10 protein-coding genes are annotated in these 13,187 nt (G+C 40.3%); all 10 read left to right on the top strand.

Annotated elements, in window-relative coordinates:
• Positions 1-20: 20 nt before the first annotated feature.
• The 10 genes from PaeCFBP13512_RS20020 (at position 21) to cyoD (ending at position 12,971) form a co-directional block, all read left to right on the top strand.
• Positions 21-1,556 carry a response regulator transcription factor gene (locus PaeCFBP13512_RS20020; RefSeq protein ID WP_137225584.1) on the top strand — a complete coding sequence of 512 codons (1,536 nt, stop codon included), beginning with the start codon at positions 21-23 and terminating at the stop codon, positions 1,554-1,556.
• Positions 1,557-1,797: 241 nt separating this feature from the next.
• Complete coding sequence (locus PaeCFBP13512_RS20015) at positions 1,798-2,778, top strand: ABC transporter permease (RefSeq protein ID WP_137225582.1); 981 nt, start codon at positions 1,798-1,800, stop codon at positions 2,776-2,778.
• 31 nt (positions 2,779-2,809) lie between these two features.
• On the top strand, positions 2,810-3,712 hold the full coding sequence (locus PaeCFBP13512_RS20010) for a carbohydrate ABC transporter permease (protein ID WP_069325656.1): 903 nt from the start codon (positions 2,810-2,812) through the stop codon (positions 3,710-3,712).
• A gap of 100 nt (positions 3,713-3,812) precedes the next feature.
• A complete protein-coding gene (locus tag PaeCFBP13512_RS20005) occupies positions 3,813-5,504 on the top strand; it encodes an ABC transporter substrate-binding protein (protein WP_137225580.1) in 1,692 nt (563 codons plus the stop codon).
• A 98-nt stretch (positions 5,505-5,602) separates the two neighbouring features.
• On the top strand, positions 5,603-8,020 hold the full coding sequence (locus PaeCFBP13512_RS20000; RefSeq protein ID WP_137225578.1) for a glycoside hydrolase family 95 protein: 2,418 nt from the start codon (positions 5,603-5,605) through the stop codon (positions 8,018-8,020).
• Between the two features lie 355 nt (positions 8,021-8,375).
• Positions 8,376-8,645, top strand: coding sequence for a hypothetical protein (locus PaeCFBP13512_RS19995; protein WP_069325653.1), 270 nt, complete (start codon positions 8,376-8,378; stop codon positions 8,643-8,645).
• Positions 8,646-8,931: 286 nt separating this feature from the next.
• Complete coding sequence (qoxA, locus tag PaeCFBP13512_RS19990) at positions 8,932-9,963, top strand: cytochrome aa3 quinol oxidase subunit II (RefSeq protein WP_069325652.1); 1,032 nt, start codon at positions 8,932-8,934, stop codon at positions 9,961-9,963.
• Between the two features lie 68 nt (positions 9,964-10,031).
• Entirely contained in the window at positions 10,032-12,008 is a 1,977-nt protein-coding gene (locus tag PaeCFBP13512_RS19985) for a cbb3-type cytochrome c oxidase subunit I (RefSeq protein WP_137225576.1), read from the top strand.
• Positions 12,008-12,628 (top strand): cytochrome o ubiquinol oxidase subunit III, encoded by a 621-nt coding sequence (gene cyoC, locus PaeCFBP13512_RS19980; protein WP_137225574.1) that lies wholly within the window; start codon positions 12,008-12,010, stop codon positions 12,626-12,628. The genes PaeCFBP13512_RS19985 and cyoC overlap by 1 nt, the downstream gene beginning before the upstream one ends.
• Before the next feature lies 1 nt (position 12,629).
• Positions 12,630-12,971: a cytochrome o ubiquinol oxidase subunit IV gene (gene cyoD / locus PaeCFBP13512_RS19975; RefSeq protein WP_069325649.1), complete on the top strand. Its 342-nt coding sequence runs from the start codon at positions 12,630-12,632 to the stop codon at positions 12,969-12,971.
• The last annotated feature ends 216 nt before the right edge of the window (positions 12,972-13,187 follow it).

Below are 13,187 nucleotides of genomic sequence, written 5' to 3'. Positions count from 1 at the left end.
AAGTCAGGGGGCAATAAATAATGTTTAAAGTAATGATCGTAGATGATGAACCGGCGATTCGTGAAGGACTAAAAACAATTATTAATTGGAACGAGATTGGATTTGAAGTAGTGGATGCTGCTGTGAATGGACGAGATGCACTACAAAAATTTGAGCGTTGGAAACCAGATTTGACGATTATGGATATTCGTATGCCGGGGATGAGCGGGCTGGAAGTGATTGAACAGATTCGAGAACAGTATCAACATGCTCATTTCTTGATTTTGAGCGGACATGCAGACTTTGAGTATGCACGTAAAGCACTTGGATACGGGGTCGATGGATATTTACTCAAGCCTGTTGATGAAGATGAGATGCAAGATGAATTACGCCGTGTGTATGGATCTCTTCATCGGCACCAGCAAGATATGATTGTTCATATTCCTGAGACACCCTTATATGAAAAAGTAGAACAATTTCTAGGCTCTTCTTCTGCTTCTCAACAAGGAGAGGACATACTTGATCTAGATTGGGAACGTTACCAAATGATTATATTGGAGTTTTGCCATTTGCATGGTGAGGAAAGTATTCAATTATTTGCTCAATTGCAGAAGTTCTCAGATTGTACTTCCGATCAACATCATCGCCTGATTTTTCGAGCAGGTCAATATATCGGGCTACTTACCGAAAAGCCGTATGTCCAAAATCATGAATTAATACAATTGAAAGAACAGCTATGGTCATTGCTACATGCTCAACCTGAAATATATCTAGGGGCAAGTGATGTGGTTAGCGATCAGGAGGATCTTCGTTCCATCTATCAAGAAGCATTATCTTTTATGGGGCAACGATTCTGGTCTGATGATCATGGCGTATTATCGAAAGAACTGGCTGAAATCTGGAAAAAAGAAGAATCCAGTGCTGAAGCCCCGTTAGCAGGAGAATGGTCAGATCGTCTTTATTACACCGTTGATATTCGCAATCTAGCTGCGGCAGAACGTGTACTGAATGAATTATGTGACGTATGCTGGAAAGCTCGCTTATCCGAACGTGAAGTCAAAAGCTTGTGTTCTCATGTGTTATCGCTGGCGCTTAGTCGATTACCTGCTAGTGTGCCAGGTTCAGGATCGGCTGTACAACAATGTCTATCTTTGATTCCTGAATTGTATGCTGTATCTACAACCAAACAGATGATTGCTCTGGTAGTGAGTCGATTAGATCAATTGTTACAGTCGATCAACCATGGGACTCATGAATCGGTGATGAAGCAGATGACTGATTTTATCCAGCGTAATTACAGTGACAATCTCAAGCTTGAACTGCTGGCTGAAATTTTTAACTACAATAGTGCTTATCTTGGCAAAATGTTCAAAACCCATACGGGTGAATCATTCAACCATTTTCTAGATCAGGTACGGTTAGAGCAAGCCAAATCATTGTTGGCACAAGGAATGAAAGTGCATAAAGTAGCTTCACAAGTTGGCTATGCAAATGTTGATTATTTCCATAGTAAATTTAAAAAATATACAGGAATATCTCCTTCTGCGTATCGAGATCAAGAAAGTACAGACTCCTAATCACTAATTAGTAGGGGGTGTTTAATCTATTTTGGACAAGCTATGGAGGGATAAGTTTACTTTCAAACTGGTAATGTAAGCGATATCTAATTTTTATATGAATTTATGTATAATTTAGAAGGTATAAATAGAAAGCGCTTTCTTTTATAATCGGTATATACCCCTAAGTCGTATGACAATAGGGATGAAGAAGCGGACCCGTAAGGGATGAATGATCGATTATAGGAAGGTGGACTGTATTATGGACACAACAACCAAGCGTGCTTCTTCTAAAAAGGGAGAGCAAGTATCCAAAACAACGATCAAAAGAGGCGGCGGCTTCTGGAAATTATTTAAACAGCAAAGATATCTTTATCTGATGTCACTGCCGTTTGTAATCTGGGCATTTATTTTTAGTTATGTTCCTTTGTGGGGCTGGACCATGGCTTTCCAGAATTATAAGCCAGCCAAATCGTTTTTTGATCAGAAGTGGGTTGGATTTGATCAATTTACAGCCTTATTCGCAGATCAGCAGTTTTACTTAGCTCTCCGCAATACGTTAGCGATGAGCTTTATGGGTCTGATTTTTGGATTCGTTGTTCCTGTAATCTTCGCTATTTTACTTAATGAAGTGAAAGGGATGTTTTTCAAAAGAACGGTACAGACCGTTTCGTATCTTCCTCACTTTGTATCATGGGTCGTTGTAGCAGGTATTGTAACCAAATCGTTATCGACTGATGGTGGTATTGTCAATGAACTATTAGTATCGATGCATATTATAGATCAACCGATTCAATTTATGGCTCAGGGCAAATGGTTCTGGGGAATTGTAACCGCTTCAGATATTTGGAAAGAGATGGGTTGGAATACGATTATCTATCTTGCAGCTATCACGGGTATTGACCAGGAACAGTATGAAGCTTCTCGTGTAGATGGAGCAGGACGCTTCCGTCAGATGTGGCATATTACACTTCCAGGTATGCGCACCACGATTACCGTGCTGTTGATTATGTCGATCGGACATTTGGTGAGTATCGGTTTTGAGAAGCAATTCTTGCTCGGTAACAATTTGGTACAGGATTATTCACAAGTGCTTGATTTATACGCGTTGAAATATGGATTGGAAATGAACCGTTATTCTTACGGTACAGCTATTAGTATTTTCAACTCGGTGATTAGTATTATCTTGTTGTTTACAGCTAATGGAATTTTCAAGAAAACAACCAAAGAAAGCATTATGTAAATAATTCGTATTCAAAAGGAGGCGAGCGACCATGGCAGCAAACAAAGCATTTAATGCGACCAGAGGCGATAAAATATTCGATATTTGTAACACGATAGTGATGTTAATGGTACTTATAGTCACGTTATATCCTTTCTTGAACGTACTGGCTATTTCGTTAAATCAATCGACAGATACGGTTCGAGGCGGTATTCATATTTTCCCGAGAGCGTTCACTTTAGAGAACTATGCAACTATTTTCCAGTATCAAGGATTGTTAACAGGGGCATGGATCTCGGTACTCAGAACAATTGTAGGGACTATACTTGGATTGCTTAGTGCTTCGATGCTGGCATTTACACTAAGTCGGGTCGATTTTCAAGCTCGTAAATTCATTTCTACATTTCTAGCGTTAACGATGTATGTGACTGCTGGTCTTGTGCCTACGTTCTTGTTGATGAGAGATTTGCACTTGATCGGAACATTCTGGGTCTATGTATTACCTGGTATCGTCAGTGCATTTAACGTATTTATTATCCGCTCCTTTATCGATGGCTTACCATACGCACTACAAGAATCAGCGAAGCTAGACGGAGCGAATGATTTTACAATCTATTGGAAAGTTATTTTGCCACTATGTAAGCCAGTACTAGCTACGATCGCCTTGTTCCTAGCTGTTGGACAATGGAACTCATGGTTTGATACGTATCTGTATAATGCAAGCAGTCCAGAATGGACTACCCTACAGTACGAGTTGATGAAAGTATTGCAACAAAGTACACAACAAAGTGGTGCAGTCAACGCAAACGATATGGCAAAACAGATGGCAAGTATTTCACCAGAATCGATTCGTATGGCGATCACGATTGTAGTAACGTTACCGATCTTGGCTGTGTATCCGTTCTTGCAAAAGTATTTTGTAAGCGGTATGACACTGGGTGCTGTTAAAGCTTAATGTTGGCTATCGGGTGGTGTCTCACCACCTTAGCATATAGTGTTTTCTAACCTGCTCTATGATCAAAGTAATATCTATATTCAAAAGGGAGGCAATTTTAATGCCGAGAAAATTATTCAGATATGCTTTAGCTCCACTATTAGTGGTTGCACTTGCGAGTGTCACTGCATGTGGAAGTTCAGATCCAGTAGAAACAGAAACATCTGATGTATCTACACCGATGACGATTTCATTTTTTGGTTCTGATGCGAACCCAACGTGGAATGGTATGCAAGACGAAGTTGGTAAAGAAATCACAAAAGCAACCAATGTTACAATCAATGCCGAGTATGATGTAAGTGGCGGAGGTACACAGAAAATTGCTTTGATGACGGCTTCAGGTACGTATCCAGATATGATTTTCCCTAAAGGCTCCATTACCAAATTAGTCGAAGCAGGGGCATTGATTGACCTGACTGACCTTATTAATAAATATGGTCCAAATATCAAAAAAGTATATGGAGATGACCTTGCTCGTCTACAATACAGCAAAGAAGATCCTTCGATCTATGTATTACCAACCAATGCTGGCGTAGGGCAAACAAGCTTTGACGCAGGTGGTGGATTTGAAGTTCAACATGCTGTGATGAAAGAAATGGGCTATCCTAAAATCGAAACTGTTAAAGATTTCGAAAAAGTATTAAAAGATTACAAAGAAAAACATCCAACAATCAATGGACAACCAACGATTCCGTTGTCATTGAATGCTGATGATTGGAAAATTATGATTACGGTTACAAACCCTGGTTTCTTAGCAACAGGTGCACCGGATGATGGAGAATTCTATATCAATCCTGAAACGTATGAAGCACAACTTCATTACAAACGTCCAGAAGAAAAAGAATACTTCCGCTGGTTAAACCATATGTATAACGAAGGTTTGTTAGATCCTGAGACGTTCACACAAAAAACAGATCAATACAATTCTAAAATTGCGAGTGGACGTGTTCTAGGTCTAATCGATCAGGATTGGGATTACCAACAAGCTGAAAATGCTTTGAAATCTTCAGGTATGCCTGAACGCACATACGGTCATTATCCTGTACAGTTAAATACAGAAACAAAAGATCGTTCTTTCCAAGATATCGGAGCACCTGTAGGTTATGGTGTAGGGATTACAACATCTGCTAAAGATCCTATTCGTATCATCAAATTCTTAGATTGGATGTCTTCTGATGAAGCACAAATCTTGAATCAATGGGGTATCGAAGGTAAGCACTATGAAATGAAAGATGGCAAGCGCGTTATTCCTGCGGATGTTCAAGATAAAAAAACCAACGACAACACGAACTTTGTTAAAACAACGGGTGTCAGTGGATATACTGCATTTGGTGTTCATTATGGGGATGGAGTAAAAGATTCAACAGGTAACTACTACACTACCAACTTCCCTGAACAAATCATTGCTGGTTACACTGCTGCTGAAAAAGAAACATTAAAAGCTTATGGTGCAACAACATGGAAAGATATCTTCCCGCAAAAAGATGAGTTCCCTGTTAAACCATGGGGTGCGGCTTATAACTTACCAGCACCAGATGATCAAGAGTACACAGTAAACTTCCAAAAAGGACAAGATATTGTTCGCAAACGTATTCCTGAAGCGATCTTAGCTTCTCCAGAAGAGTTTGATACTGTTTATGATGAAATGGTTGCTGAGCTAAGTACAGAACCGATGAAAAAAATGGAAGCATCGTATACACAATTAATCAAAGATACGGTTGAATTGTGGAGCAAACCTGTAGCTGCCAAATAAACAGGAACTACACATCACAAAAAAGGTAACACTATAACAAGAGGGGCTTCGGATTCACGAAGCCCCTTTATGTATGAATTGAATAGGGAGGTCAAAATATGATCGATCAACAGAACAAGCCATTATGGCAACTATGGTACAACCAACCTGCACAACTCTGGGAAGAAGCGTTGCCTATTGGAAATGGTCGTCTGGGTGGAATGGTATTCGGAGGAATCCAGCATGATCGTATTCAATTAAATGAAGATACATTATGGTCAGGTAAGCCTCGTGAGACAATCAACAGAAGCAGTCTAGCTCAATTGTCCAAAGTACGAGAACTTATTCTGGATGAGCGATTAGAAGAAGCACAGTCGATCATTAATACTCAAATGTTAGGGCAAGATACAGAAGGGTATCAACCGGCTGGTGATCTGTGGGTGGATCTCAAGTATTCTTCCGATGAACCTGTGATTACAGATTACCGACGTGAGCTACTATTAGATCAAGCTCTAACTCGTACTTCATGGCAAGCAGATGGACAATATATAGAAAAAGAAGTATTTGTCAGCTATCCGCAGCAAGTTATGGTCTACCGCTTGCGTACTCATGGAGAGCAGCCACTGAATATCCGTGTGCGCTTAGATAGTGTGCAACCTCATCGAATCTATACACAAGATCATGAATTATCTTTAAGTGGATATTGCTTACCAAGTATTGAAGATTATCGCCAGTATGAACCACCGTACAACTATGATGCCGAAGCAGAACATGGTATTCATTTTCATATGGGGGTCAAAGTGTATCTGGATCATGGTCGTATTCAGGCTCAAGAGGAGCAATTATGGATTCAAGATGCTCATGAAATCATGATTGTATTGTCGATAGTAACTGATTTTGAAGGGTACGATAAGCCCTCTGGAAGCAGTGGACGTAGCTTGTCCGAAGAAAGTCTAGCGTTTATCAATGAAGCAGGAAGTATCGGATACGAATCATTGTTACAACAGCATGTCGATGATTACAGCCGTCTATTTAACCGTGTAGAGTTAGAACTAGGCGAGGAACAAGCTCAAGAGACTTCCACTTCTGTTGTCAATCATGAATTACCGACGGATCAACGGCTACAGCAGTATCAACAACATCGTCATGATCCAGCATTAGAAGCACTTTATTTCCATTATGGAAGATATTTGTTAATTGCGTCTTCGCGCCCCGGAAGTGAGCCTGCTAATCTACAAGGGATATGGAATGAACATGTCCAAGCACCGTGGAATAGTGATTACACAACCAATATCAATACCCAGATGAATTATTGGCCTGCTGAAGTATGTCAGTTGTCTGAATGTCATCAGCCGTTATTCCGAATGATTGAAGATCTGAGTCAGAGTGGTCAAGAAGTGGCGAAAGTACACTATGGGGCTAAAGGTTGGACGACACATCACAATAGTGATCTCTGGCGACTAGCTGTACCGACCCAAGGCGATGCAAGCTGGGCATTTTGGCCATTAGGGGGCATCTGGTTATGTGCCCATTTGTGGGAGCATTATGAATACAATCGAGATTTGGACTTTTTACGTGATTCTGCTTATCCCATTCTCAAAGAAGCTGCACAATTTGCGCTTGATTGGTTAGTAGAAGATCGTCAAGGCTATCTCGTGACGATTCCGTCCACTTCACCAGAAAATAAATTTCTGACCGCAACAGGTGAACCATGCAGTACATCAGCGGCATCAACTATGGATATGACTCTGATCCGTGAATTATTTCAGCATTGTATTACCAGTACAGCATTGCTAGAAGTCGATCAAGAGTGGGCAATCACACTCCAAAAGGCTTCTGAGCGCCTATATCCTTTTCATATTGGTCGTCATGGTCAGTTGCAAGAATGGTATCGTGATTATGAAGAGCACGAGCCAGGTCATCGTCATGTGTCTCATTTGTATGGTCTTTATCCCGGCAATGAAATCAATCGTTATCAGACTCCTGAGCTTGTAGAAGCTGTGCGTGTCTCGCTGGAACGACGTATTCAGCATGGTGGCGGACATACAGGTTGGAGTTGTGCATGGTTAATTAATCTCTATGCTCGTCTATTAGATGGAGAGACGGCTCATGAATTTGTAAGTACATTACTGGCACGTTCTACATATCCCAATTTATTTGATGCTCATCCTCCATTTCAGATAGATGGTAATTTTGGTGGAACAGCAGGTATTGCTGAAATGTTGCTACAGAGCCATTTACAAGAACTGCATCTACTACCTGCTTTGCCAAAAGTATGGAATAAAGGCAAAGTCAAAGGGCTGCGTGCGCGTGGTGGATATATTGTTGATATGAGCTGGCATCAAGGAGAATTGCTTGAAGTTACAGTAGAATCACCGTTTCATGGAACATGTCGATTAGTGAGTTCTACGGCTTTGCAATTAGATGATCCGTTGACTGCTTGTACGGTTACTGAACCGAATCATTCACAACATGACTTTGTACTGGAGTTTACTGCTGAAGCAGGCAGAAGTTATAGATTGATAGCAAATAGCTAAATATCTCAACCTATTCGTTGTCAAAATCAATGAATATGACGCTTATTTATCTTTTTCCTTCTATATATAAATATATTCTTATTAAATATGAAAATATTATTATAATAATGAGATCGAGGAAAAAAGCCATACTTTCTGTTCAAAGCAGAGAATATGGCTTTTTTCTATAAGAATATTCACGATTTGTTTATATTTTCAAAGAAATAAAAGAGAAATTAAAAGAATATGAATGAATACCGAATCAAAAAGGGTGAATTGTGGTAATAGATACTATAACCTAGCAACGTAATTGGTAAAGTGCTCCTACATTTGGAGTCACTATGGCTACTAACATGAAGAGGGGAGTGCTTTAATCATGGCGACAAATACAAAAGGCCGTTCAAATTCACCCGGAAAAAATGCTCGTGGATTAACTCGTTTGCTAACGATCATCGGTTGGATCGCTTTTGCTGTGGGTGTAGTAACGATTATTTTGAATATCCAACCTTTTAACGATAACAATGCTGGACTGATGATGGGGATCGGATGTGTAGTAGGTAGCGTGTTTATCTACTTTATTGGTAAATCGATCGGTTCAATGCAAGTGCGTAATGAAGAAGGAAAAGAAAGTATCAACGACGATTAATCGTATCTTTTGTAACAGAACGTTAACTTTTTCAATTAAATACATGCTCCTTTAAGAATTAGTTCTTAAAGGGGCTTTTTTACGGAATCACAATATGATAATATATAAATAATGTGAAAAGATTCACGATAACCTGTTAATAAATTGACAGATTTGTTAACAAGTCAAAAAAATGTGGAATTTACACCTTCTATGGATACGCAAATAGCACACTTAGTGTTAACATAGAAATGTGTGGTTTCAATATTATGAACGTCTTAAACGTTATGTGAGAAAGGGGATTAAGATGAACAAAAAACCGGGTTCTCGTCTTATGATGTGGGTTATGATTATTGTGTCGGTTCTGTCACTGGCTTTGACAGTATGGGCGCTTTATGCAGGTAGCCACAATTACTTTGTTCTCGATCCGAAAGGACCTATTGCAGCAGGACAAAGAGATCTAATCGTGATTTCAACGATTCTAACTGCCATTGTTATTGTTCCGGTAACAATACTCACTTTTGTTATAGTGTGGAGATACCGTGACAAACCAGGTAGAAAGGCAAAATACGATCCGGATTTCAACCACAGCACCAAACTTGAAACCATCTGGTGGGGGATTCCAATCATCGTTATTGCTGTACTTGGTATTGTAACTGTTCGTTACACCTATGCATTAGAACCTTCTGTAGCGATTCAATCACAGAAGCAACCTATTACAATCCAAGTAGCATCTATGGACTGGAAATGGTTATTTATGTACCCGGAAGAAGGTATCGCTTCTGTGAACTCGATTACGATTCCAGAAGATACACCTGTACGATTTGAACTGACTTCTGATGCACCTATGAACTCATTCTGGGTTCCAGAACTTGGTGGACAAATTTATACGATGTCGGGTATGGCTATGACATTGTATCTACAAGCTGATCATCAAGGAACATTCTTTGGATCAGGTGCTAACTTCAGTGGTGAGCACTTTGCCCAAATGAGATTCGATGTGAATGCTGTATCTGACGAGCAATACCAGACTTGGGTGAATAAAGTTAAAACCGAGTCTAAACCTATGAGTATGGAAACATACCAATCACTAACGGTTCCAGGAACAGCTGACAAACAGACGTTCTCTGCATTCCCAGAAGGATTGTTCCAACAACTCGTAACCAAATACTTGCCAGGTGGTTTGGCAGGCGGTAAAGATCGTGCTACTCATACTACTCCTTCAACTCAGATCAATGAGAAAGAAAGTGAAGAAGGACAAAGTGATATGGGAACTAATGAGCATGATGGTATGGAAATGAACGATCAAGAAAGCACGGACACGAATACTAGCAATTAAGTTCAAAGTTATTTGAAATTAGTTGTACCGTAGCGTGTGACATAAAAGACAGGGAAAGGAGCTCCCCGATGCTCGAGAAAATTAAAGATTTTGCATCTGACTTTTTCGTCACCGGCGACCCACTAATTTACGGTGCAGATGTATCTATCGGACTTGCGATGATTGCTATCGTTGTGGGACTCACCTATTTCAAAAAATGGGGCTGGTTGTGGCGTAATTATTTAACAACAGTTGACCACAAAAAAATCGGTATCATGTATATTCTTGCTTCGATTTTGATGTTGTTCCGTGGCGGCGTGGATGCCATTATGATGCGTACTCAACTCGCATTCCCAAATCTCGAATTTTTACATCCTGAACATTATAATCAGGTCTTTACCACGCATGGCGTAGTTATGATCCTGTTTATGGCGATGCCATTTATGTTCGGTCTCTTTAATATCGTGGTGCCTCTTCAATTAGGAGCACGCGATGTAGCTTATCCATTCTTGAACGCACTAAGTTTCTGGTTGTTCTTCTTGGGTGCAATGTTATTTAACTTATCTTTCGTTATCGGTGGTTCACCGGATGCAGGATGGTTAAGTTATCCACCGCTATCAGAACTACAATTTAATCCAGGACCTGGACAGAACTTCTACATCTGGGGTATTCAGATCTCAGGTATTGGTTCACTTGCAACAGGTATTAACTTCTTAGTAACGATTATCAAAATGCGTGCTCCAGGCATGACATTTATGAAGATGCCTATGTTTACATGGTCTGTATTTGCAACATGTGTCATTATCATTTTCGCTTTCCCAATTTTGACTGTTACACTAGCACTATTGTTTATTGATAGGTTTGCGGGGGCTCACTTCTTTACACTCGATGGTGGCGGTAACCCGATGATGTATATCAACTTGATCTGGATGTGGGGTCACCCTGAGGTATACATTGTTATATTACCGGCGTTCGGTATTTTCTCCGAAATCGTCAGCGTATTCTCACGTAAAAAGCTATTTGGTTACACATCCATGGTATTCGCCATGTTGATTATTGCATTCGTATCCTTCTTTACCTGGGCGCATCACTTCTTCACGATGGGTTCCGGCGCAGATGTTAATGCGTTCTTCGCATTATCTACGATGCTTATCGCTATTCCAACAGGGGTTAAAATCTTTAACTGGTTGTTTACGATGTATCGCGGTCGAATCAGGTTTGATCTACCGATGCTTTGGACGATCGGATTTATCCCATGTTTTATTATCGGTGGTATGACAGGGGTTCTATTGTCTGTAGCTCCTGCTGACTTCCAGTATCATAACAGTTACTTCCTTATTGCTCACTTCCACCAAGTTCTTATCGGTGGTGTAGTATTCGGTTACTTTGCTGGTATGTACTACTGGTGGCCAAAAATGTTCGGTTTCAAACTGAACGAAACATTAGGTAGATGGGCATTCTGGTTCTGGAACATTGGTTTCTATGTATGTTTCATGCCTCAATACCTGCTTGGTCTAATGGGTATGACTCGTCGTATTAGTACATTTGATTGGGACACTGGCTGGGGTCCATTAAACGTTGTATCCACTATGGGTGCATACTTGATGGGTGTTGCGTTCTTGTTCCAAGTTCTACAAATTGCTTACAGTATCAAACATCGTGAAGTCGATACGACTGGCGATATCTGGGACGCTCATACTTTGGAATGGAGTATTCCTTCTCCTGCACCAGAGTATAACTTTGCAGTGGTTCCAGTTGTGGATAGTAGAGATCCGCTATGGGTTGAGAAACAGCGTCGTGCGGCTGGTAAGCTTCCGAAGAATCCGCCGAAACCTGTATATGCACCAATTCATATGCCGAAAAACTCTTCGATTCCAATTATAATGTCAACATTCTTCTTTATTGCCGGATTCGGCTTTGTCTTCTTATGGACATGGATGGCGGTTCTTGGTCTGATTGGTGTAGCAGGTTGTATGATTGCTCGCTCGTTCCAATACGACACCGACTATTACATTCCAGTTGAAGAAATTGAGAAGACGGAAGCATCGATAAGGGGGACGGTCTAATGGCACAAGCTGTATCACAGCATGGTCACGACCATGATCATAGTCATGACCACGGGCATCACGATCCGCAAGAAATGAAACTTCTTGGTTTCTGGATCTTCCTAATTACCGACGTTATCTTGTTCGGTACATTATTTGCAACGTATGTAGTTCTTCATAAAAACACTGCCGGTGGTCCCGGTGGTGCAGAAATATTCGAAATGCCAGGCGTTATTGCTGAGACATTTATCTTGTTAACAAGTAGTTTCACAAGTGGACTTGCTGTACTTGCTATGAACAGAGGAAATGTTAAACAACTGATTTCTTGGTTGATCGTTACTTTTGTTCTAGGTGCGGCATTTATCGGGCTTGAAGTCACTGAGTTCGTGAAATTGATTGAAGAAGGACACGGAATCTCTGCAAGTGCATTCCTGAGTGCATTCTTTACGCTTGTCGGGACTCACGGACTTCACGTTTCAGTTGGTCTCGTCTGGATGTTGTTATTGATTATTCAATTGTCACGTCGTGGAATCACTGATGTGACACGCGGTAAGATTAACGTCATCAGCTTGTACTGGCACTTTTTGGACGCGGTATGGATCTTCTTGCTATCCGTCGTCTACTTGTTGGGGGTGATGTAATATGGCGCAGCATTCAACAGATTCACATGCACATGGTGAAGATCATGCTCATGGCTCGCTTAAATCTTATATCATTGGTTTTATCCTTTCGATCATCTTAACGATTATTCCGTTAGTTGTTGTTATGAACCATATGTTCCAAGCAACAGCAACGATTCTAATCATTATGATCACTGCGGTATTGCAGTTCGTTGTACAGCTATTCTTCTTCATGCATGTACGCGATCGTACGGGTAACCAACCTCGTTGGAACGTTATGGCTTTGATCTTTGGTCTAGCGATTGTACTGGTTGTTGTATCTGGTTCTGTATGGATCATGGCTTACAACGGCGTAGGATACTAATTTTTTAATTATGTAGAAAAAGCTCATCTTTCATATTAAACAGATAAAAGTTTAATATGATATAGATGAGCTTTTTTATTACGAATTATTTAATATTTTAAGCATTAGGAGAAAAATTTCATCATGAAATTCTAAAACAATTAACTCCGAAACTCTAATCGAAGGGGTTCCTTTTTGACTAGGATGAGAAATTGAATTGAAGTTACGATAATTATA

The sequence above is a fragment of the Paenibacillus sp. CFBP13512 genome (genome assembly GCF_005233705.1).
Lineage (GTDB): Bacteria > Bacillota > Bacilli > Paenibacillales > Paenibacillaceae > Saccharibacillus > Saccharibacillus nuruki.
The sequence above is the reverse complement of the archived record's forward strand: the minus strand, read 5'-3'. Positions and strand labels throughout refer to the sequence as shown.